Annotated in this window: 24 protein-coding genes; all 24 read left to right on the top strand. The window is 60.4% G+C overall.

Going from position 1 to position 23,276, the window contains the following annotated elements:
- Positions 1-126: 126 nt before the first annotated feature.
- The 24 genes from HY962_17140 to HY962_17025 all read left to right on the top strand — a co-directional run bounded on the left by HY962_17140 (position 127) and on the right by HY962_17025 (position 22,885).
- Complete coding sequence (locus HY962_17140; GenBank protein MBI5648660.1) at positions 127-852, top strand: M48 family metallopeptidase; 726 nt, start codon at positions 127-129, stop codon at positions 850-852.
- Between the two features lie 71 nt (positions 853-923).
- The gene (locus HY962_17135; GenBank protein MBI5648659.1) at positions 924-1,505 is read left to right on the top strand and encodes a sigma-70 family RNA polymerase sigma factor; all 582 of its coding nucleotides are present in this window, start codon (positions 924-926) and stop codon (positions 1,503-1,505) included.
- The gene (locus HY962_17130; GenBank protein MBI5648658.1) at positions 1,498-1,749 is read left to right on the top strand and encodes a hypothetical protein; all 252 of its coding nucleotides are present in this window, start codon (positions 1,498-1,500) and stop codon (positions 1,747-1,749) included. Before HY962_17135 ends, HY962_17130 begins: the two co-directional genes overlap by 8 nt.
- Positions 1,750-1,860: 111 nt before the next feature.
- The gene (locus HY962_17125; protein ID MBI5648657.1) at positions 1,861-2,256 is read left to right on the top strand and encodes a DUF302 domain-containing protein; all 396 of its coding nucleotides are present in this window, start codon (positions 1,861-1,863) and stop codon (positions 2,254-2,256) included.
- Positions 2,257-2,439: 183 nt separating this feature from the next.
- Positions 2,440-2,778, top strand: coding sequence for a thioredoxin (gene trxA, locus HY962_17120; GenBank protein ID MBI5648656.1), 339 nt, complete (start codon positions 2,440-2,442; stop codon positions 2,776-2,778).
- A gap of 343 nt (positions 2,779-3,121) precedes the next feature.
- The gene (locus HY962_17115; GenBank protein MBI5648655.1) at positions 3,122-5,314 is read left to right on the top strand and encodes a PAS domain S-box protein; all 2,193 of its coding nucleotides are present in this window, start codon (positions 3,122-3,124) and stop codon (positions 5,312-5,314) included.
- A 108-nt stretch (positions 5,315-5,422) separates the two neighbouring features.
- Positions 5,423-5,908: a response regulator gene (locus tag HY962_17110; protein ID MBI5648654.1), complete on the top strand. Its 486-nt coding sequence runs from the start codon at positions 5,423-5,425 to the stop codon at positions 5,906-5,908.
- 11 nt (positions 5,909-5,919) lie between these two features.
- Positions 5,920-7,518 carry a response regulator gene (locus HY962_17105; GenBank protein ID MBI5648653.1) on the top strand — a complete coding sequence of 533 codons (1,599 nt, stop codon included), beginning with the start codon at positions 5,920-5,922 and terminating at the stop codon, positions 7,516-7,518.
- Positions 7,519-7,761: 243 nt separating this feature from the next.
- Positions 7,762-8,334 (top strand): cytochrome c, encoded by a 573-nt coding sequence (locus tag HY962_17100; protein ID MBI5648652.1) that lies wholly within the window; start codon positions 7,762-7,764, stop codon positions 8,332-8,334.
- 158 nt (positions 8,335-8,492) lie between these two features.
- Complete coding sequence (coxB, locus tag HY962_17095; GenBank protein MBI5648651.1) at positions 8,493-9,293, top strand: cytochrome c oxidase subunit II; 801 nt, start codon at positions 8,493-8,495, stop codon at positions 9,291-9,293.
- Positions 9,294-9,299: 6 nt separating this feature from the next.
- Positions 9,300-11,123, top strand: a complete 1,824-nt coding sequence (locus HY962_17090; GenBank protein ID MBI5648650.1) for a cbb3-type cytochrome c oxidase subunit I — start codon at positions 9,300-9,302, stop codon at positions 11,121-11,123.
- A gap of 7 nt (positions 11,124-11,130) precedes the next feature.
- Complete coding sequence (locus HY962_17085) at positions 11,131-12,117, top strand: heme A synthase (protein ID MBI5648649.1); 987 nt, start codon at positions 11,131-11,133, stop codon at positions 12,115-12,117.
- Positions 12,114-13,043, top strand: a complete 930-nt coding sequence (gene cyoE, locus HY962_17080; GenBank protein MBI5648648.1) for a protoheme IX farnesyltransferase — start codon at positions 12,114-12,116, stop codon at positions 13,041-13,043. Before HY962_17085 ends, cyoE begins: the two co-directional genes overlap by 4 nt.
- A 9-nt stretch (positions 13,044-13,052) precedes the next feature.
- On the top strand, positions 13,053-13,643 hold the full coding sequence (locus HY962_17075) for a cytochrome c oxidase subunit 3 (GenBank protein MBI5648647.1): 591 nt from the start codon (positions 13,053-13,055) through the stop codon (positions 13,641-13,643).
- Between the two features lie 19 nt (positions 13,644-13,662).
- Positions 13,663-13,941 carry a cytochrome C oxidase subunit IV family protein gene (locus HY962_17070; protein ID MBI5648646.1) on the top strand — a complete coding sequence of 93 codons (279 nt, stop codon included), beginning with the start codon at positions 13,663-13,665 and terminating at the stop codon, positions 13,939-13,941.
- A gap of 51 nt (positions 13,942-13,992) precedes the next feature.
- The gene (locus HY962_17065) at positions 13,993-14,664 is read left to right on the top strand and encodes an SCO family protein (GenBank protein ID MBI5648645.1); all 672 of its coding nucleotides are present in this window, start codon (positions 13,993-13,995) and stop codon (positions 14,662-14,664) included.
- A complete protein-coding gene (locus HY962_17060) occupies positions 14,661-15,092 on the top strand; it encodes a DUF420 domain-containing protein (GenBank protein MBI5648644.1) in 432 nt (143 codons plus the stop codon). The genes HY962_17065 and HY962_17060 overlap by 4 nt, the downstream gene beginning before the upstream one ends.
- Positions 15,089-15,355, top strand: coding sequence for a hypothetical protein (locus HY962_17055; GenBank protein MBI5648643.1), 267 nt, complete (start codon positions 15,089-15,091; stop codon positions 15,353-15,355). The genes HY962_17060 and HY962_17055 overlap by 4 nt, the downstream gene beginning before the upstream one ends.
- 5 nt (positions 15,356-15,360) lie before the next feature.
- Positions 15,361-15,972, top strand: coding sequence for a cytochrome c3 family protein (locus HY962_17050; protein ID MBI5648642.1), 612 nt, complete (start codon positions 15,361-15,363; stop codon positions 15,970-15,972).
- 61 nt (positions 15,973-16,033) lie between these two features.
- Positions 16,034-19,087 (top strand): TAT-variant-translocated molybdopterin oxidoreductase, encoded by a 3,054-nt coding sequence (locus tag HY962_17045; protein ID MBI5648641.1) that lies wholly within the window; start codon positions 16,034-16,036, stop codon positions 19,085-19,087.
- Positions 19,084-20,517, top strand: coding sequence for a polysulfide reductase NrfD (nrfD, locus tag HY962_17040; GenBank protein MBI5648640.1), 1,434 nt, complete (start codon positions 19,084-19,086; stop codon positions 20,515-20,517). The genes HY962_17045 and nrfD overlap by 4 nt, the downstream gene beginning before the upstream one ends.
- A gap of 10 nt (positions 20,518-20,527) precedes the next feature.
- Positions 20,528-21,073, top strand: a complete 546-nt coding sequence (locus HY962_17035; protein MBI5648639.1) for a DUF3341 domain-containing protein — start codon at positions 20,528-20,530, stop codon at positions 21,071-21,073.
- Positions 21,063-21,710, top strand: coding sequence for a cytochrome c (locus HY962_17030; GenBank protein MBI5648638.1), 648 nt, complete (start codon positions 21,063-21,065; stop codon positions 21,708-21,710). The genes HY962_17035 and HY962_17030 overlap by 11 nt, the downstream gene beginning before the upstream one ends.
- A gap of 2 nt (positions 21,711-21,712) precedes the next feature.
- On the top strand, positions 21,713-22,885 hold the full coding sequence (locus HY962_17025) for a hypothetical protein (GenBank protein ID MBI5648637.1): 1,173 nt from the start codon (positions 21,713-21,715) through the stop codon (positions 22,883-22,885).
- Positions 22,886-23,276 lie beyond the last annotated feature (391 nt).

Below are 23,276 nucleotides of genomic sequence, written 5' to 3'. Positions count from 1 at the left end.
AGGGAGCGGGCATGATGATTCAGGGCGGAAAAGGAAAATCTTCGCGGCGGGACACAAATTGCGCCGCGGCCTCTTTTCCCGTGTGTGCGGCAAGGTTACATTGCGCATCGATTTTTCCTTCTCCCCATGCCCACGATAACGCTGCACGGTCGCTCGGTTGAATACCGTCTATTGCGGACGCGACGCAACCGTTTTGTCCGATTGACGATCACAGTCGGGAAGGGTTTGCGCGTATCCGCACCGCCTCGTTTTCCCGAGCGCGAAATTCCGCGCATCATTCACGAACGCGCGGCATGGGTTCTGGAGAAGCTCGACGAATTCGCGAAACTCGAGCGCGCGATTCCGCGCCAGCGTTTCACTGACGGCGCGCCGATCATGTTTCTCGGACGGCGGCACCACCTGTGCATCGCGCAGGCCTCGAACGGCGCCGTGCATGTGCGTGTGCGCGAAAACACCATACACATCACGCTGCCCGCGGGAGTGCCCGCGGCCCGGCGAGAGAACATGCTGCGCGACGTGCTGCTGGCCTGGCTGAAACTGCAGGCGCAGCGCATCGTGCTTCCGCGCGTGGAGCATTACGCGCGGCAGATGCGTGTGTCGCCCTCGCGCATCAGCATCCGGCGGCAGAACACGCGGTGGGGAAGTTGTTCGGCGAAGGGCAATGTGAATCTGAACCAGATGCTCGTCATGGCCCCGCTCGCGGTGCTCGACTACGTGATCGTCCACGAGCTGGCCCACCTCTCGGAATTGAACCACTCGTCACGCTTCTGGGCCATCGTCGACCGGTACTGCCCGGAGCGAGCAAAACACCAGGCCTGGTTGAAGGAACACATCCACTACCTGGATCTTTGAACTGAGGAAGGGGCCGGTAGTGCCGGGCCGACCCGCCCGGAATCCGAAGCCCTGCAAGGCGCATCACATCCATGAGCATCGAAAACGAACCCGAGGTCATCGACCGCGCAAAACGCGGCGATCCCGACGCGATCACGCTTCTTGTGAACGAGTACGCAAACACCATTTACCGATTCGCCTTCAACGTATGCCGGAATCAGGACAGGGCAGAGCACACCACTCAGGAGACCTTCGTCAGTCTTCTGCGGAAGCTCGATCAGTTCGACAACCGATCGAAATTCTCGACGTGGCTGTACACGATCGTGTCCAATCACTGCCTGATGCTGGCGCGCGGTTCGAAGGCCGACCGCCACGTCTCGATCGACGACGAGGACAACGAGTTGCCGGAGTCCGCGTTGGGAGTAAGCGAGGCCGATCCGCATGTGATAGCGGAACAGTCGGATCTTCGGCGCTACCTCGACGAGGCGATCGGCAAACTCGCGCAGGAATACCGCGTCGTGTTTACGTTGCGCGACATCGAGGGGCTCAGCACCGAGGAGGTCGCGGAAATTCTCGACCTCAGCGTGCCCGCCGTCAAATCGCGGCTTCACCGCGCGCGCGCGTTTCTCCGCAACGAACTGGCGCCACTGTTTCAGGAGCATGACCATGACTGACTCTCATACCGGCGATCCCGTGACCTGCCGCAACGTCCTCGATTTTATCTGTGAGCAGTTCGGCGAAGACGACAACTCCGAACGCTGTCGCGCGGTCAAAGCCCATCTGGAACAGTGCCCCGACTGCACGACGTATTGTGATTCGATGGAAAAGATGATCGGCCTGTACAGGGCCGCCGCTCCGACGTTTCCCGAACACGCCCGGCAGCTCCTGCTCTCGTCCCTGGGCATCAAGGGGCAGTAAACACCCGTCGGCGGTGCCGCTCCGGACGTTGGTCCGAACGCCTGAATCCGAATGCGCGAATCGTGCATCGTATTACGGGAACGACACACCAGCCATTCGGAGCACACCCTCATGCAGCTCGATTATACAAAAACAACCACCCGTCCGCAGCCCGAGGTTGTTGAGGCGGTGCGCGCCGCCGCCGCGGCGCGGAATTTCCGCACTCTGCATGTGCACGATGTGCAGCAGACTCTGGCGGAAAAGGGCTTCACGATCGACCAATACAGCATCGTCGAGGTGTGTAATGCCGGCTTCGCGCACACCGTCCTCGGTATTCACAAGCCCGTGGGAATGATGCTGCCCTGCCGCATTGTTGTGTATGCGGACGCCGGTGCGACAACGGTCACGCTCATGAATCCCACGCTTATAGCCGACATGATGCCGGGAATCGACTTCGGCAGTGTTCCCGCCGATGTTGAAGCACTTCTGAAGGCGGTTGTTGACGAGGTCACACAGCCCCAAACGTGATCCTGATCGTCATGCGTGCGGATCGACCGACCGCGCCGCGGATTCACACAAACCATACGCGGAATCCGGTTCGGCACACGATTCGTACAATACACCACAAGAGATTTTTGTAGTATTCAACATACCACGTTTACGATATATCATTTTCGATCACACGATACCCTAGTCCTACACGGAGACACAATGCATCCCATCGATGTAACAGACGCAACATTCAAAACCGAAGTTCTTGACGCCGCAACATTGACCGTGGTCGATTTCTGGGCGCCCTGGTGCGGTCCCTGCCGCATGATCGCTCCCGTCATCGAAGAACTCGCGGGCGAGTATGCCGGCCGGGTTAAGTTTGTGAAACTGAACACCGACGACAACTTCGAATCGGCCACCCGTTATGGCATCCGCGGTATCCCGACAATCGGATTTTTCAAGGGCGGACAGCTTGTGGATACAGTTGTCGGAGCAGTTCCGAAACGCATGCTGCAGGCGACTGTCGACAAACACGCGGATGTGATCCTGGTGAACTGATCGGTCGCACAATCCTCTCTTCATGCGGCGGGCGGGCTCAACCCTCCCGCCGTTTGTATTTGTGCCCTTCCTAGAACGTGCCACTTGCTGCCGTGTGGCCAAAAAAAAAAGACCTTACCCGATACTTTGTTCTTGATTCTTGAAAAAAAATAGGATAAATACAGCTTATAATTGCTACACAGCACATCTGCACCTGAGGGACGACGCGTTTGCAGCCCTCGTATGTTACTCAATATCCGGTCTCGTGGGAGCGAGAGCCAGGATGCAGAGTGCGGGTATTTTGTATTCATGCGTTGTACTCGAAACCTGATATACGGTATTTCTGCTGGGGAACGGCATACGGATGAAAGCTCCACCTCGTCGGCAAATTCTTCTCCTCGTCCTGTTCGCATGTGCGGCTGCGGGCTCTGCATATCTGTTCTATCGATGGCAGCGCGATTCCGTGATGCATCAGGAACAGCAGAAATTGCTGGCGATCCATGAAAGTATTCTGGCCCAGCTCCATACCTGGCGCGAGAATCAGCTTGGCGAGGCCAGGGAATGGATGAAAGGACTGCATTTCCGTGAGGATCTCGCGCGCTGGCTGGAGCGGCGGGATCCCGCGTTGAAACAAGCGATGATGTCGCGTTTGGTTGCATTGCAGGAGCGGTATCACTACAGAAACATCCGCATCGTGGATACGACGGGCAGAATTCTTCTGAATCTGAACGCCGGCACAGAGGCAGCTATCCGGGCGGATGCGCGTGATTCTCTTTCCGCCGCCCTGCAACGAGGCGTCCCCGTTATTACGGATCTCCATGTGATCGACACGTTGCTGCCGCCGCATCTCGATGTCGTCACCCCTCTCGTGTGGCCGGGAGAAAACGGACCGCGGCACATGGCGGCGCTTTTACTTAGTGTCGGAGCGGAGAGGTCGCTCTATCCGATACTGGACGCGTATCCCATTCCAACTCGCACCGGGGAATGCCTGCTCTTCCGCCGCGACGGCAACGACATTCTGTACTTGAACAACTCGCGTATTCTCAACTCGGGGGCGATGCGACTCCGTGTACCCGTCTCGCGTCGTGACATGATCGCAGTCCGGGCAGTGTACGGGAAATACGGGCTGCAAACCGGCAAGGATTACAGGAACCACGACGTGCTGAGCATGGTGCGTCCCGTCTCGGGTACACCGTGGTATCTTGCCGTGGAAATAGACGAGGAAGAGGCCATGGCCTCGCTGGGAACACCGGTTCATTTCCTGCTTCTGGTTATGGTCTCGATCATCGCCATCGGTATCATCGCGTTCGGATTTCTGACGCAGCGTTCACAAAGGAAGCACTACGAAAATCTGTATTTCTCGCAGATGAAGCTTGTCGAAAGCGAGGAACGCTACCGCGCACTGTTCAGCAATATGCTGGACGCGTTTGCGCTGCATGAGATGGTACTTGACGAAAAGGGGAATGCCGTCGATTACATCTTTCTTTCCATCAATCCCGCGTTTGAAAAACAGACCGGATTACAGAGCGAACAGATCATCGGGAAGCGGGTTTCCGAGACGCTTGTTGGACTCGATCCGGCGTGGATCGAGAGATACGCACGTGTCGCTCTGCTGGGCGAGGAGCTCGAATTCATCGACTTTGCCGCGCCTCTCGACAAGTACTTCGAAGTGCACGCGTTCCGCACTTCCCCGGGCCGATTCGCGGCGAGTTTTCGCGACATCACCGACCGCGTGCGCAGTGAGCAGCAACTGCGCGAATCGGAGGACCACCTGCGTCGCGCCGTGCAGGAGGTGAACAATCTGAACGATTCATTGGAGCAGCGTGTCATGGAACGCACGCAGGAACTCATGGAAGCGAACCGCGATCTCGAATCGTTCACATACAGCGTATCGCACGATCTGCGGGCGCCACTGCGCGCCATCGACGGATTCGCCCGCATCATCGAGGAGGAACACTCGGATCGCCTCGATGTCGAAGGCCGTCGTCTATTGTCCGTGGTGCGCAATGAAGCGATTCGTATGGGGCAGCTCATCGATGACCTCCTGGCTTTTTCCCGGTTGGGAAAACAGGGGTTGCGTTGCAAAAGCACCGATGTGCACGCATTGGTGCAGTCGGTGTGTGACGACTTGTTGCGCGACATCGGCTCGCGCACCGTGGAAATATCATGCGCGCCCCTGCCACCTGCGCCTGTCGACGCGACGTTGTTCCGGCAGGTATGGGTGAATCTGCTAGGCAATGCGCTGAAGTTCACGCAGGAGAGGGAAGTGGCGCGCGTCGAGATCAACGGCGTGGTTGAGGACGGCTGGGCACGGTACACAATCAGCGACAATGGCGTCGGGTTCGACATGAATTACGCCGATCGATTGTTCGGCGTGTTTCAACGACTGCATTCGTTTCATGAGTATCAAGGGACCGGGGTGGGCCTGGCCATAGTCCGCCGCATCGTGCAGCGGCACGGCGGGATTATCAGTGTGTACGCCGAGGAGGGCCGCGGGGCGACGTTTACGCTACTGATGCCGCTCCATACACCCGACACACACACACCGCACGTGTGACATGCGAATGCGACCAGGCAATAACACCACGCCGCCCGCGATGTGTATTCAGGGCCTGCAGGCCACAGGTCGGCACGTGTCCGCCGCGTGTGAAGCACTCCCCATCGGATGGATGAAGCGATGATCATGGATGCCGGCATCCGCGGCGAGAGCGTCGACATTCTTCTCGTCGAGGAAAATCCCCACGACGCAGAACTGCTGTTCCATTCCCTGCGACAGTACCGCCTCACGAACGCGGTCGTGTGGGTGAAAGACGGCGATGAGGCGTTGAAAGTTCTTTTCGGAAAAACCACCGGTGCGGCGGCCGGGGTCACCATACATCCGAAGCTTGTGTTGCTGAACATGAAGCTCCCGAAGGTGGATGGACAGGAAGTTTTACGGCGGCTCAAGATGGATCCGGTGTTGCGGTCGATACCCGTTCTGATGCTTGCGTCCTCGCGTGAAGAAGTGGAGCAATTCCGGCGCCTCGGGAACGACGCCGACGGCCATATCATCAAGCCGGTCGAATTCAAGAATTTATTTTCCGCCATTCGTGATCTTGGTTTATACTGGTTACTTTTGGACGAAGCTCCATCCGGTCAACCAGACAACTAGGAGAGCATCAGATGGACACGGTACACGACGCAGCAGCACAAGGGAGCGGCATCCCGGTCCGCGTTCTGTTGATTGAGGACATGGAATCGGACGCCATCCTTATCCTGCGTGAACTTACGCGGTACGGATATGTCCCTGAGTGGGAACGAGTCGACACGAGAGAGGGTGTTGCGCGCTGCCTGTCATCGCGCGAATGGGATATCGTGTTCTCCGACCACTCGATGCCGCGCTTCAACAGCTCGGCCGCTCTGAGCTTCGTCAAGCGTGAAAGGCCCGATCTGCCCTTCATCATCATTTCCGGCGCCATCGACGAGGAGACCGCCGTCGATTCGATACGCGCCGGCGCATCGGATTATCTTCTCAAGGATCGTCTGACGCGTCTCGGTCCGGCCGTCGATCGTGCCTTGCGGGAAGCGGCCGAAACACGCGAACGCGCGCGGGCCGAGGACGCCCAACGCAAACTCGAAGCGCAGCTACGACACGCGCAGCGGCTTGAGACCATTGGACAGCTCGCGAGCGGCGTTGTGCACGACGTCAACACAATGTTGACCGTCATCGGCATTGACGGCAGATCGGCCCGGCGTTCATCCGATTCTCCACTTGTGGCCGAGCATCTCGACAGGATCATTGAAGCGGCGCAGCAGGCCTCCGACACGCTGCGACAGGTCCTGGTGTTCAGCCGCTCGGGCGAGATTACACGCACAGAGGGTGTGTTGTCGGATCCTGTGCGTGATGCCGTACGCCTGCTTGAGACAGTGAAACCCCACAATGTGCAGATCGAGCTCGAGGCACACGATGCGGGACACATGGCGTCGTATAACGCCGTTCAAGTCCAGCAGCTCGTCATGAATCTTGTCACCAACGCCTGGCAGGCGATGGGCGGCAGGCCGGGGCATATCGGCATCAGCGTGAGCGTGTCGGAACAGCAGACGGCCGCATCACGCGCGGCAGGAAACGGCCACACACGGCAGATACTTCTGCGCATCGCCGACGACGGTCCTGGCATGGAGGAGTCCACACGCGTGCGCATCTTTGAACCGTTTTTTACGACGAAGCCGGCCGCCGAAGGCACGGGATTGGGACTCGCCGTGGTACAAAAAATCGTGCAGGAGCACGGCGCGCGTGTGAACGTGCAGAGCGCGCCCGGCAACGGTACCCTGTTCGAAGTCGCTTTCCCGGAATGTGCCGTAAAGAATGAGGCGGCGGGGGACAGCTTCGAACGAGCCGGTGGAAAGGGTGAACATGTGCTGGTTGTGGACGACCATCCGGTCATACGCGAAGGTATGCACGAACTGCTCGAAATCGCGGGGTACCGCGTCTCGTCCTTTGGCGATCCCTTTGAGGCCATCACGATGCTTGAGAATCCGGATTGTGATGCGCGTCTGGTGATCACCGATTTTTCGATGAGTGAAATGAGCGGCGCCGAACTGGCCCGACGCATCCTCTCGCTCGGAAGCGGCATTCCCGTGATTCTCATGAGCGCGTATGACTTGTCGGCTGATCGTGACCGATGGAATACGCTGAACATCCGCCGCGTGTTGCCGAAACCCATACGGCTCGAAGAACTGACCGGCGCCGTCGCCGACGTGCTGACCGCAACAGCCCAGTGAGCCGTCGCAGCGCCTCGCGTGTTAGTCGTGAATTTGTGTCGAATGCGGGAACTTTGTGTACCGTGGAAGGACGCCGGAAAAAATAATTTGCTTTTTCGGATACGGCACATATAAATTAGATCCATTCACGGGTGACATCACCGCGGAGACCTCATCGGACGATCAGGTCGAAGCGCATCCGAAACCGCCTCACCGTTGTTGCAAAACGGCGGAACAGGCTTGGTCATTATCCGTTATTGCCACATGACGAATCGTCCATACATACATACACTTCTCCGCCACGCCCATCTCCGCATCGTATACACGGTGCTCGTGTCGGCGCTTCCCGCGCTGATTTTGGTGGGCTGTTACGCCTTCACTGGCGACGGGGAGCCGCCGGAATGGACGCCCGATCCGAAGGATGTCGCGCAACAAAGCGCGCAGCCGGGAGCGGGCGGCAGCGGCGGACCGGGCGCGGCCATTTTCAACCAAAAATGCGCCGTGTGCCATCAGATGACAGGCAAAGGTATACCCGCCGTGTATCCGTCCCTCGCGGGTTCGGAGCTGGCGACGGGCGACCCTACCCTGCCCATTCAGATTGTGCTCCATGGCTTCCAGGGGCCCATCTCGCGAGGCGGGCAGAGCTATAACGGTGTGATGCAGCCGTGGCAAAACGAGCTGAGTGATCAGCAGATTGCCGATGTGTTGACATACGTCCGTTCAAGCTGGGGCAACAGCGCACCTGCTGTGGATGCGGCCGCGGTGAAAACCGTCCGCGACGCCACAAAGGGCAAGGTCGGCGCCTATACCGAGCCAGAGTTACTCAAGACGAAATAATCACCTCTTCCATACGATAGACAGCACCTCTCTCCCGTTGCGCGGCCGGATTTCCGCCGCATACGGGACATGACGAGTCACCAAACGCGCACCACCCTGACCGGCAGGTCCAGGGCGGATTGTCCGAGACGTATCGCTCATTCACAGGATCCCTGTCCATGCTCGATTGGTTGCCTGAAAATATCTCCACATTCGGGGAAGGCGTTGATCACCTCTTCGCCCTGATCTACTACATCACCGTCGGCATCTTCGTGCTCGTCAACATTGTGTACGTGGTGTTCATCGTGAAGTACCGCCGTCGGCGCAAGACCGACCGCGCGTACCATCACCACGGGAACAACCTGCTCGAGTTTGCATGGACGGCGCTGCCCTTCGGACTCTTTCTTTTCCTGGCGTTCTACAGCGACGGCATCTGGCGCGACATCAAGTACGCGTCGCACACGCCGAATCCCGACCTCGAAGTGGAAGTGATGGGGCAGACGTACATGTGGCATTTCCGCTATCCCGGGTCCGACGGCATCTTCGGTCATCGCGAGCAGAAGTTCATCAGCGCCACGAATCCCTTCGGCATCGATGCCGCGGATCCGAACGGCAAGGACGACATCGTGGCCATCAACCGGCTCACCATTCCCGTGAACAAGACCGTGCTCGTGCATCTCTCGTCGATGGACGTCATCCACAGCTTTTTCCTGCCCAACATGCGTGTCAAACAAGACGCGATTCCCGGTCAGTGGGTGAATGTGTGGTTCAACGGCGCGAAGACCGGCGAGTACGAAATAGCCTGCGCCGAACTCTGCGGCAGCGGCCATTACCTCATGCGCGGCGTACTCGACATCAAGGCGCAGAGCGCATTCGACACGTGGATGGACGGCGAGAACGCGCGCCTCGCTGCCGCCAATGCCCCGAAGCCCTCGGTGCTCGACGAGGCGCCCACACCCGTACAATCTTCCAGCAGGTAGCAGAACATGGACGCCACACTCACCGCGCACGCGCACGAGACCACGGACCACACGCATCACGCCTCGTTCCTCCGCACGTACATATTTTCGACCGATCACAAGATGATCGCGAAGCAGTTCATGGTCACCGCGCTGCTGTTCCTCTTCATCGGCGGCGCGTTTGCACTGTTCATCCGCTGGCAGCTCGCTTATCCCGGCAAACCCATTCCCGTCATCGGCACGCTGTTGCCTTCGACCTGGGTCAGTCCCGAAGGCGCGGTCACCGCCGATTTCTACGCGCAGCTTCTGACCATGCATGGCAGCGTCATGATTTTTGCCGTGATCATTCCACTGCTTGTCGGCATGATCGGAAACTTCTGCGTACCCCTGATGATCGGGGCCGACGATATGGCCTTTCCAACGATCAACATGATCTCGTTCTGGATGTTCCCCGTGGCGGGAGCGCTCATGATGGCGGGATTTTGGGTTGAAGGCGGATCCGCCGCGGCAGGGTGGACCGGATATCCGCCCTTGAGCGCCCTGGCAAGCACAGGCCAGACTCTCTGGATCGTGGCGCTGTTTATCGTCGGTTTCTCATCGATACTCGGCGCACTGAACTACATCACCACCGTGCTCAATATGCGCGCGCCGGGCATGGGGCTGTTCCAGATGCCGATGACCGTCTGGGCGATTTTTATCACGGCCATCATCATCATCATCGGCACACCCGTCCTCGCCTCGGCGCTGGCCATGTTGTTCATGGACAATTTCCTGCACACGAGTTTCTTCCTGCCCGCAAATCTTGTGGCGCCCGGCAAGGACCTTGCGCGCACCGCGGGCGGCGGTCAGCCGCTTCTGTGGCAGCATCTGTTCTGGTTCTATTCGCATCCGGCCGTGTACATCATGATCCTTCCCGGGATGGGTGTGGTGTCGGACGTGCTGGCCGTGTTCTCGCGAAAGCCGTTGTTCGGATACAAGGCCATGGTGTTCGCCATCATCGCGATCGCTTTCCTCGGCATCATCGTGTGGGGACACCACATGTTCCAGTCGGGAATGAATCCGCTGCTCGGCACAACATTCATGATCAGCACCATGGTCATCGCTGTCCCTTCGGCGATTAAAACCTTCAACTGGCTCGGTACGATGTGGCGTGGCCAGATGGAATTCACCACGCCGATGCTCAACGCCGTGGCCTTTGTGTCGATGTTTGTCATCGGCGGGCTCTCGGGCATATTCATGGCCTCGACGCCGGTCGACGTGTACATACACGACACATACTTCATCGTCGGTCACATCCACTACGTGCTCTTCGGCGGAAGCCTGTTTGCGGTGTTCGCCGGACTCACTTACTGGTGGCCCAAGATGACAGGGCGCATGATGCACGAAGGACTCGGCAAGCTGCATTTCTGGATCACCTTCGTGAGCTTCAACTTCACGTTTTTCCCGATGCACATTCTGGGTGTGGGAGGAATGATGCGGCGCATCTATGATCCGACCGTGTACGATTTCCTCAAACCGTTTCAACCGATGAACGAATTCATCACGGTGAACGCGATCATACTGGGCTTCGCGCAGTTCATTCTCGTCGCCGCGCTGATCCACAGTCTTGTGAAGGGCCGCGCTGCGCGCCGCAATCCCTGGCGCGCGAACACGCTCGAATGGGAGGCGCCGTCACCGCCGCCGCACGGCAACTTCGACAAGCCGCTGCGCGTGTACCGCGGCCCCTACGAGTACAGTTCGCCAGAATCCGTGCAGGACTATCTGCCGCAGACGCTCCCGCCTGACGAAGTGACGCGCCGCATGGCCGAGCACCTGGCACGCGAGAAGCAGTCCGGAAGCGAAAACGGGTGAGGCAGCCATGAGCATCGAACGCATCACCTTTACCACATCACAGCGCTGGCTGCACCGCATCGCGGTAATCCTCGCCGTGGGCACCGTGTTGCTCATCGCGAAGGGCGGACTCGTCCACAGCGCCGGCGCGGGACTTTCCGTGCCCGATTGGCCGACCACTTACGGCGAGAACATGTTCACCTACCCGATTGAAAAATGGACGGGCGGAATCGTATTTGAACATGGCCACCGTCTCATAGCGTCAGGAATAGGATTCATCACCATCATCGTCGCCGTGATGGTGTGGTTTGTGGACAAGCGTCGCTGGATGAAAGTACTCGCAGGTGTGGCGCTGCTGTCGGTGATTGTGCAAGGCGTGCTGGGCGGACTTACCGTGCTCATGCAACTGCCCGCGGCGGTATCCATCAGTCATGCCATGCTGGCGCAGAGTTTTCTGCTCATGACCGTCGCCATGGCCGCGGCCACATCACGCGCATGGATGACGGGCAGCGCGGCGCAGCGCGTGAATGCCGGCGCGTCGGTACAGCGTCTGCTGCTGGCCGCCGTCCTACTCACCTTCGTACAGATCTTCCTGGGCGCGCTCACGCGGCATACATACAGCGCGCCGTTCATTCCCGACTTCCCGCTCTCGAACGGCCGCATCATACCGGTCTTTACCGACTCGCACGTGGTGATACATTTTGCCCACCGCGTCGGCGCGCTTGTTGTCACGATCGCGATATTCTGGGCCGGCATCGTGGTGCTGCGCGCGCGCGAACTCGCGCGACTTCGCACCGCAGTTATTACGGCCATGCTGCTCGTGCTTGTGCAGGCGACGCTCGGCGCCACAGTGATTTGGACGCGTCAGGCGATACTGCCGAACACCCTGCATGTCGCCTTCGGAGCTTTGACCTTCGCCACCATTTTTCTCGCTTGGCTCCGCGCGGCGCGCTGGTATCGGTTCAGCGAGACGCAGCCGTCCGGCGTTGCGGGCGTGGAAGGAGCGCGCGCATGATACAGGATATCGGCGGAACACGGCCCGCGGTTGCGGTCGGCGGACTGAGCTGGCGCGAGACTTTTGCCGCGTATCACGAGCTGACAAAACCCGGCATCACGCTGATGGTTGTCGTGAGCGCCGCCGCGGGCTTCTGGCTCGCGCTGCCGCGCAACACGGAACTTGTTTTGACCATGGATTATGCGATGCGTTTCCTCGTGACTCTCGCCGGAACGGCACTGGTCTCCGCGGGAAGCTGCACGCTGAACCACGTGCTCGAGCGCGGTTACGATCTGCGCATGAAACGCACGATGGACCGGCCCATCCCGTCGGGCCGCATCGCACCCGCGCACGCGGCCTTCTTCGGCATGGTGCTCAGCGCCGTCGGACTCGGTCTGCTCGCGGCGCATTCGGTTCTCGCGGCGGCGCTCGCGGCCGCAACGTGGTTCCTGTATCTCGGTGTGTACACCCCGCTGAAACGACGCACGTCACTCGCCACGCTTGTCGGCGGCATTCCGGGCGCTCTTCCGCCGCTCGGCGGCTGGGTAATGGGCAGCGGATCCATAGAGGCGGGTGGACTCGTGCTGTTCCTCGTCCTCTTCGTCTGGCAAATGCCGCACTTCCTTTCGCTTGCATGGATGTACCGCAAGGATTACGAGCGGGGCGGGTTCCAGATGCTGACGGTACAGGACGAGCGCGGCGTGCGTGTCGGGTTGCACGTCCTGGCCTACACCGCGGCGCTTGTGGTGTTCAGTCTTTCCCTCACGCCGATGGGCGAGACCGGGCCCTGGTATTTCGCGGTCACATTTGTGCTCGGCGCGGCCTTCCTCGTCGCCTCGGCGCGTTTCCTCGCGGAACGGTCGAATACACGCGCGCGGACCGTGCTGCTTTCGTCGTACATGTATCTTCTCGCTGTTCTGACCATGATGTTCATCGATAAAGTGTAGAGTCCCTCCATGTCCCACGAACTCGCAGCGGCTCCGTCCACACGCACGGGCATCGTCCACGCCAAACTCGGCATGTGGATTTTTATCGCGTCGGAAATCATGTTCTTCACGGGATTTTTCGGCGCCTTCCTCGTCCTTCGAAACCTTCACATCGACGTGTTCACGGAGAGCGCGCACGAGTTGAACAAGGTGCTTGCGACCATCAATACCGCCGTGCTCATCAGCAGCAGTCTCACGATGGCACTGTCGCATCTGGCGCTCGAGAAGGGCGACCAGAAGCAGTTCCGCCTATTCCTGTTCCTGACGCTGCTCTGCGGCTTCGGCTTCCTGATCATCAAGACCATCGAATACACCGCGAAGTTCGGGCACCACATCTATCCGTGGACCAACACCTTTTTCGCCACCTACTTCACGATGACAGGCTTCCATGCTGCGCACGTGATCGGCGGCATGATTCCCATGGCATGGATGCTCGGCAAGTCGCTGCTGCGCGGCTATCCGCAGTCGCAGCACCATCGCGTGGAGGCGCTGGGCCTGTACTGGCACTTTGTGGATCTCGTCTGGATTTTCCTGTTCCCGACCCTGTATCTGATTTTCTGACACCCGAGGAGCCGCGACCATGTCCGCAGAAAATTTCGACGCGATAAAAAAGAGCTACTTCAAGGTGTTCCTTGCGCTGCTCGTCCTGACGGCCCTTACCGTGGCTGTCACGACGCTGCATTTCGGCGACACGATGAATATCGTGGTAGGCGTCGTGATTGCGGCGCTCAAGGCCGCGCTGGTGGTGGCGATCTTCATGCATCTCAAGTTCGACAATCCCCGGCTGCGGTATTTTGTGACCGTGCCCGTCGCGTTTTTCCTCATCCTCGTTTTCACCTTGACGAAGCTGGGACTGTAACTCGTGTCCTACACCGCGTCAAATATCGAAGTGCTCCGGCCGGACACAGGCATGGTGCCGCACGTTTCCGCCGCCCGCGGAGTGTTTCGTGCGACCGCTGTGACGTCCCGTGCAGCCGCGAGAATACAGAACGCGGGGAAAATGCTGCGAACAATACTTGCAACGGCGCTGCTGCTCGCGAGTGCCGGCTGCGGCGGGAACGAAGCACCCGGCATCGATGCCGCCGCCCTGCCACTGATAAAGGACGCCCCGTCGTTCACCGTGCCCAACTACGACGGCACAGAGGTCAGCACCGAGACACTGGCGGGCAACGTGTACCTCGTGTACTTTTTCTTCACGAGTTGCGGCGGACCATGCCCCGTCATCAATTCCACCGCAAACGTGCTGCAGGCCGAGTTCGCGGACGAGGCGCACTTCCGTCTTGTCGGATTCACGGTCGATCCCGACACCGACACACAGGAGCGGCTGACCAAGTACGCGCGCCGCTACGCTGCAAAACCCGGACGCTGGTTTTTCCTCCGCACGTCAAAAGACGAGGTCGCAAAGCTGGCCGCAAAGGGTTTCCTGATGGGCGACGCGCGCACGCCGGCATTACACAGCACGCGGTTTGCATTAGTCGATGCGCGCGGTTCCATCCGCGGATATTACGACGCGCTTGATCCGGCGGCCATGGACGCACTGCGCCAGGCGATTCGTGCATTGCTCGCGGGAGGTCCGGCATGATCACCGACTGGCTGCCCGCCCTGAACGCCTCGCTGAACACAGTTGCGAGCATCTTCCTCCTGCTCGGATACCGCTTTATCCGCCATCAGCGCCGCGATGCACACCGCGCCATGATGATCGCGGCCTTTGTCACATCGGGCCTGTTCCTCGCCTCGTATATCGCGTACCACCTGTCCTCGCACCTGCTGACCCGTTTCCAGGGAGACGGCATCGCACGCATCGTGTATTTTACCGTGCTCATTTCACATTCGGTGCTTGCGCCCGCAGTGCCCGTGCTTGCAATCATGTCGCTGCTCCGCGCGTTGCGCGAGAAGTTCGATCTGCACCGCCGCATCGCACGCTGGACTTTTCCCCTGTGGCTCTACGTGTCGGTGACGGGTGTTGTCGTCTACGTCATGCTGTATCACATCTACGCTCCGTCCGCATGATCAGAACACACCTCCTCCGTTTCGCAGCCGTTGCCGCGATGCTGACGCTTGCCGGCGTTGCGGCCCACGCCTGTCCGAACTGCAAGGAAGCCGTGATGCCGGGCGGCGAGCCCGTGTCATCGGGCTTCAGTACCAGCATCTACCTCATGATGGTGGTGCCGTTTCTTCTGCTTGGAGGATTCGGCTACCGCATCTGGCACGCCGCGCGCAGGCAGCGCCTCGCGGAGGCGGCCGCCGACCTCGATTCACACACCTCAGCCTGATGCCCATGTTCAGCGCGAAACTCGATAGACAGATCAAACGAACCGTGCTCGCCGGACTGACCCTGCTCGGCGTCGGCGCCGTCGTCTTCTACTTCGGCAGGCATCCACAGTGGATGGATGTCGGATACCGGCCCCAGCAACCCGTGCCCTTCGATCACAGTGTGCATGCCGGCAATCTCAAAATCGCCTGCGTGTACTGCCACACCAGTGTGGAGACCTCGGCGCACAGCACCGTTCCCCCGACACAGACCTGCATGAATTGCCATGTGATCGTGAAGCGCGACAGCCCGAAGCTGAAGCTCGTGCATGAGAGCTGGGAGAAGAACATGCCCATCCCGTGGATACGCATACACAAGCTTCCGGACTACGCCTTCTTCAATCACAGCAGGCATATCAAGGCGGGCGTCGATTGCGCGTCGTGCCACGGTGAAGTCGAGAAGCAGGGCGTGATCGTGCAGAAGAAACCGCTGACCATGGGCTGGTGTCTCGACTGCCATCGCGACCCGAACGCGTACAGCGTGCGGACGCGTGAGATCACGGGTGCCGACGTGCGGCCGGAAGTGCTCGCGCGGCCCCTGAACCGTGGACCCGAGAACTGCTCGGCCTGCCACCATTGATCGCGCGGCGCTGCGCGGATTCCGTTTTCACGAGCCCTCACGGCAACAACGACGAAGCAGAATGAACGATACACGCGATACAGGAAAAACGTACTGGAAAAGTTTCCAGGAACTCGCCCGCGACCCCGCGGTGATGGAGCAACTCCATAACGAGTTTCCCGCCGACTACGATGCGCCTCTCGGTTCGGCCTCGGCCATGACGCGACGCACCTTCATCGGCCTGATGGGGGCCTCGGTCGCGCTTGCCGCCACCGGCTGCCGCAAGCCGGAGCAGGAGATCGTGCCCTACGTGCGCAAGCCGGAATCGCTGGTGCCGGGTGTCTCTCAGCACTACGCCACAGTGTTTGCACTCGGGTACGCCGCGCAGCCGCTTCTGGTGCGCTCGCGGGAAGGGCGTCCGATAAAAGTCGAAGGCAACGACCGCGACACGACGACGGGCGGGGCCTCGAGTCATTTCGCCCAGGCGTCGCTGCTCGCGCTCTACGATCCCGACCGCATATTGCGGCCGACCGTGCAGAACAGCGACTCAACGCCGCACAACGCCGTCACACGTATCGCGGCGGCGTTTGCCGATACGGCAAAAAAAGGCAAGGCGGTCCGAATTCTTGTCGACGAACACGCCTCGCCCTCGATGGCCCGGCTGTACGAGGCGCTCGAGCGAGCAATTCCGAACTGCAAGGTGGTGACCTGGCCCGCGATGAGCGCCTGGAACGCGGCCGAATCGAACAAAGCGCTGCTTGGCATCGACGGCCTATTTGCGGTCGACCTCGCCAAGGCCGACGTCATTCTGGGCATTGAAGCGGATTTTCTTGGCGCGGACCCCGACGCCGTGAGGAACATCCGCGGCTTTGCATCCCGCCGCAAACCCACGCGCGCGGCCGCATCCATGAGCCGTTTTTACGCGGCCGAATCGGTGATGACACTCACGGGTTCGAACGCCGACCACCGTCTTGTGCTGGGCCCTTCCGAATTCGAGTCGTTTCTGCACGCGGTGCTGCACGAGGTGGCCGTGGTGCGCCGCCGCGGCGCCCTGGATGCCGCGGTGCTCGCGGAACTCTCGAGGAAGGCGCCCGCGTCCTTCCCCATGATCGGCGCCATCGCCGACGATCTGCTCCGCGGCTCCGCGGTGGTGATGGTCGGACGGCATCTGTCGATGCGGGCCCAGGCCTACGGCGTTCTGCTCAATCTTGCCATAGGCGCGTATGGCGCGAACCGTCCTCTCGATCCCGCGCACGTGTATCCGTACAGCGGATCCGCAAAGACCGCCGTCGAATCCCTGCGTGCGGAACTCCGCCGCGGGGACGTCGGCGCCGTGCTGTTCGCGGACGTCAACCTCGCGCACGCTCTGGGCGAGAAGGAGTTCCGCGGCCTTCTCTCGAAGGTGCTGTATCGTTTCGCATGCTCGCAATACGCGGACGAGACGTCGAAGGCGTGCACAATCTTTCTGCCCGTCAATCACGCTCTCGAGTGCTGGGGCGACGCGGAGCTTCCCGACGGCACACAGGTGGTGCAGCAGCCGCTCATCGCGCCGTTGAACGACGGACAGTGGTCGCTCGGCGACACGTTGCTGCGCATCGCGCAGTTGAGCAACGCGGCCGCGGCGCCGGTCGAGAGCACGTGGTACGACTTCGTCCGCGCGCGCTGGCGGCGCGACGTGCAGACGGCTGCGGGCGCCTCCGCCGGAGGGTTCGATGCCTTCTGGCAGAACGCTCTCCGCGAGGGGCTCGTGTCTATCACCGCCACCCGGCGCCCGCTCGCGATCAACATGGCGCAGGCACTGCCGCTGTTACGCGCGCAAACATCCGCGGGCGGCTCGTTCACGGTGTGTATTGCGCCCTCGAACACCGTCTACGACGGACGTTTCGCAAATCTGGGCTGGCTGCAGGAGATGCCCGATCCCGTCACCAAAGTCACCTGGGGCAACGCCGCATTGCTGGGTCCCGCCACCGCAAAGGCGCTCGGCGTAAAAAAGGATGATGTGATCCGAATAAAGACGGCCTCGGGCGCGGTGGAACTTCCCGTGCTTGTGCAGCCGGGTGTTGCCGAGAATACCGTCGCGGTCAGCACGGGATATGGACGCAGCGAGGGCGGGCGCGTGCTTGCCGGTGTGGGAGTTGATACGGCCGGGCTGCTGCCCGCGCAGGGTCCGTCGCTGGGATTCGCCGCGTGTTCGGTCGAGAAGACCGGTGCCGTTGCGCCGCTCGCCTGCACACAGGACCATCACTCGCTGGGTGGTGATGAGTTGTACGACATCGACCGCAGCGACATCGTGAAGGAGGCGACACTCGCCGATTTTACGAAGAATCCGTCGGTGCTTTTTGCACGCGAGCTTCCCGTGCTCGGAGCCGAGAAGCAGCACGATCGTCCGATCAGTCTCATGGAGCCACACGACTACTCGAAGGGGCATCGATGGGGCATGACCATCGACGCGTCGGCCTGCGTCGGATGCAGCGCATGTATGATCGCGTGTGTGTCGGAGAACAATATCCCCGTGGTCGGCAAGGAACAGGTTATGAAGGGCCGCGAGATGCACTGGCTGCGCATCGACCGCTACTACAGCGGCGACGAGGCGGCGCCGGAAACGCTCGTGCAGCCGATGCTGTGCCAGCACTGCGAGAACGCGCCCTGCGAAAACGTCTGTCCCGTCGCGGCGACGACGCACAGTCCCGAAGGACTGAACGAGATGACCTACAACCGCTGCGTGGGTACGCGCTATTGTTCGAACAACTGCCCCTACAAGGTGCGCCGCTTCAACTACCTCGACTATCACGGCGACGACCGCGATCCCCTGGGCATGGTGTTTAATCCCGATGTCACCGTGCGTATGCGCGGCGTGATGGAGAAGTGCACGTTCTGCGTGCAGCGCATCAACGACGCAAAATTCCACGCGAAGAACGAGGGCCGCGACCGGCTCGCGGACGGCGAGGTGGTCACCGCATGCCAGCAGGCATGTCCGGCCGACGCCATCGTCTTCGGCGATCTCAACGATCCCGCCAGCGCCGTGTCCGCGTCGCGCGGTTCCGAGCGCGGCTATCTCGTGCTGCGCGAATTAAACGTGCAGCCCTCCATCACCTATCTCGCGAAGATCCGGAACACCAACGGAGGAAAGGCATGAGCCCGACACACGACCGCACACGGCACGATTCCTGGAACGTCGACGGTGGAGGAAGTGTGTCGCTCGACACCGCCTCCCGGCATCGCGAACCACTCGTGCACGGCACCCCGAAGGCCGCGGACGTCACCGACCTCGTGGCCGGGATCGTCGAGCGGAAACCCTCGAAGGCCTACTTCCTGGCGCTCACCATCACCGGCTCGATGGCGGGCATCGGCATTCTCGCGATTCTCTACACCGTGTTCACCGGCATCGGCGTGTGGGGCAACAACCAGCCGGTGGGCTGGGCGTGGGACATCACCAACTTTGTGTTCTGGATCGGTATCGGCCACGCGGGCACGCTGATCTCGGCCATCCTCTTTCTCTTCCGGCAGAACTGGCGCACGGCCATCAACCGCGCCGCCGAGGCGATGACGATTTTCGCCGTCATCTGCGCCCTGATCTTCCCGATCATCCACACCGGCCGCCCGTGGGTGGCCGTGTACTGGCTGCTGCCTCTGCCGAATCAGATGCAGATGTGGGTGAACTTCCGCTCGCCGCTGCTGTGGGACGTCTTTGCGGTGTCCACCTATTTCACCGTGTCGCTGCTGTTCTGGTTTGTCGGACTCGTGCCCGATCTCGCCACCCTGCGCAACCGCGCAAAGAATAAAATCGCCGCGTGGGTGCTCACACTGCTCAGTCTGGGATGGACCGGCGCAAACCGCCACTGGCACCGCTACGAAAAGGCGTATCTGATCCTTGCCGGACTCTCGACACCGCTCGTGTTGTCGGTGCACACCATCGTGTCGTTCGACTTTGCCGTGTCCATCATTCCCGGATGGCACACCACGATCTTTCCGCCCTACTTTGTGGCGGGCGCCATCTTTTCCGGATTCGCGATGGTGCTGACGCTCATGATTCTCGCGCGCACGCTGCTGGGACTCGAGCAGTTCCTCACGCTCAAACACATCGAAAACATGAACAAGATCCTCATGGCCACGGGCCTGATGGTCGGCTACGCATACGGCGTCGAGTTCTTCATCGCCTGGTACAGCGGCAATCCCTACGAGAAGTTCATCTTCATCAACAGGGCGTTCGGACCGTACGCATGGGCGTACTGGACCATGGTATCGTGCAACGTGTTTATTCCGCAACTCTTCTGGTTCAGGCGCATCAGGCGCAATCTGGCCATCACATGGGTCATCTCGATCTTCGTGAATATCGGCATGTGGTTCGAGCGCTTCGTGATCATCGCCACATCGCTGCACCGCGATTTTCTCCCCTCGAGTTGGGGATACTTCATTCCGACCTGGATCGATGCCTCGATCTTTATCGGCACCATCGGCATTTTCCTGACCCTCTTCCTGCTCTTCGCGAAATGGCTGCCCGTGCTGGCGATTTCGGAAGTGAAGGCCATCCTGCCCGGCGCGCAGCCGTCGCACGGGAAACATTGAGGACCCGCGCATGAACACGACGAAACTTGCCGGCATCACCGGCATCTTCACCGATCCCGACACCGTGCTTGCCGCCGCTGCCGCGCTGCGGTCGGCCGGCTACCGCCGCTTCGATTTTCACACGCCGTATCCGTTACACGGACTCGACGATGCGATGGGTATCAAAAAAACGATACTCCCGTACATCTCGCTCATCGCCGGCGTCACCGGCGCGCTTGTCGCGCTGCATCTGCAGTGGTACACCGGCGCGGTGGACTATCCGCTTGTCATCGGCGGCAAACCCCTGTTCGCGCTCGAACCCTCGATTCCGATCACCTTCGAACTCACGGTGCTGCTCAGCGCCATCGCGACCGTCGTGGGCATGTTCGGGCTCAACGGACTTCCGCGCTGGTTTTCGAAATGGCAGAAAGATCCGCATTTCCTCCGCTCCACCGACGACGCCTTTGTGGTGACGATCGACGCGGAGGATCCGCTGTACGATTCCGAGAAAACGCGCGCCCTGCTGCAGTCCGTCGGCGCCGATCAGATCCGCGTGGTGGAATACAATGAAGAATAAACGTCTCCCCGTCGTCCCGGCCCTCGTGGTTTTTGCGGCGCTGGCGGTGTTTGTCGGACTCTGGGCCGGCAACGATTTCCAGCCGCTGCGCAGCACCGAGCCGCCGTTCCAAATTCGATTCGACATGCAGTATCAGAAAAAAGTCGGCGCGCAGCAGCCAAGCACATTTTTTGCCGACAGAAAATCGATGCGTGAACCCGTGCCCGGCACCGTTTCGCGCGAGAGCTACGTGTTCACCGACACGAGCTATCAGCAGACCGAGGCCCGGCTCGTGAATCCGTTTCCCTCGCCCACACCGGCGATGCTCGCGCGCGGGAAGAACCGCTTCGAGGCCTTCTGCGCGCCGTGCCATTCCTCGACCGGGCAGGACACGACCGAGGTCGTGCGCAAGGGCATGCAGAAGCCGCCCAATCTCGCCGCGACGAACGCCAAAGGATATTCGGATGCGCGACTCTTTTATGTTGTGAGCAAGGGGCAGAACGTGATGCCCGGGTATGCCGACAAACTCACGCCCGACGATCGCTGGGCGGTGATCGCACATGTGCGCGCGCTGCAGAAGCAGAAGCTGCGCTATCCGGATCCCGCCGCGGCGCCGCCCGCGGCCCCGGCTCCGGCACAGACTCAGGCAGGGAGGTAACCATGCACATCGGCACCGTCAAACTCGCCGACACCGTATTTGTCAAACGCATGACGATGGCGGGACTTGGTCTCGCGGGTCTCGGAATCGTCCTCTCGGTCCTTTCGGCTTTCGGAGACTGGGACCGCTTTCTTTTCGGGTACCTCATCGGTTTTGTCTTTTTCGCGGGTGTCGCCATCACGGGCGTCTTTTTCAGCATGCTGCAGTACCTCGTCCGCGCGGGCTGGAGCGTCTCCATCCGGCGCATACCCGAGTTCATGGGCGCCTTTGTGCCCTTCCTGCTGGTGCTGATGGTTCCCGTGGCTCTGGGTGTCGGCACACTGTATCACCATTGGGTGCATCCGGAGCATGGCGACGTCATCATGGCGGGGAAAAAGGCCTGGCTCAACACGCCGTTTTTCCTCGCGCGTCTCGGCGCGTACTATCTGATCTGGCTCGCGTTGTACTATGTGATCGTGGGCAACTCGTACCGTCAGGATACGACGACCGATCTCAAGTACACCGAGCGCAACTGGAAGCTCAGCGCCCCGGGCATGATCGTCTTCGGCGTCACCATCACCTTCGCGGCCTTCGACGTGATCATGTCGCTCTCGCCGCATTGGTACAGCACGATCTACGGCGTGTACTATTTCGCGGGATCGCTGGTGGCGACACTCGCCATGCTGTGCATCATCGCTGTGGCTCTGCGCAGGGCCGGCCTGCTCACCGAGTGGCTCACACCCGCGCGCTTCCACGATCTCGGCAAGCTGCTCTTCGCCTTCAACGTCTTCTGGGCGTATATCGCGTTTTCGCAGTACCTGCTCATCTGGTACGCGAACATTCCGGAGGAAGTGGTCTTTTTTAAGGCGCGTTTCGAAAACGGCTGGCAATACGTCTCCTACACCATTGTCTTTGCGCATTTCTTTGTGCCGTTTATCATTCTGCTTTCACAGGAGGCGAAGAAGAATCTCAATGTGCTTCTCACCGGCGCGGTGATTCTGCTTCTTTCACATTTTATCGACGTCTACTGGCTCATCATGCCCAACCATTCGCCTGAAGCTGTCGTTTTCGGCTGGCAGGAGCTGGCGCCCTGGCTCGGCATCGGCGGGCTCTTTCTCCTTGTTGTGGCCTGGCAGTTCCGTCGCCGTAATGCGATTCCGGTGAATGATCCGTTCCTTGCGGAGGGGGCGCATTGATGGGTAGTTGGTAGTTGGTAGATGGGTAGATGGTAGATCTATCTGCTCTGTTCGTGTGAGGAGGCAGGATGCAGGAGACAGGAGTTGTGGAGGGGGAGAGGGGTAGATGGTAGACGGTAGACGGTAGATGGTAGTTGGTAGGGATTGAAGGGGTGGGATCTGCGTGTGAGCGAAATTTATCGGATAGCCCCGTCTCTTTTAAGAGATCATAAACGGACAACCCCCTCTTTTTAAGAGGGGGAAGGGGGAGTTCTCTCCCGCTGTCCCGCTGTCCCGCTGTCCCGCTGTCCCGCTGTCCCGCTGTCCCGCTGTCCCGCTGTCCCGCTGTCCCGCTGTCCCGCTGTCCCGCTGTCCCGCTGTCCCGCTGTCCCGCTGTCCCGCTGTCCCGCTG

The organism is Ignavibacteriota bacterium (assembly GCA_016218045.1).
GTDB lineage: Bacteria > Bacteroidota > Ignavibacteria > SZUA-365 > SZUA-365 > JACRFB01.
Note: the sequence above shows the minus strand (reverse complement) of the source record. Positions and strands in the feature narration are given on the sequence as shown.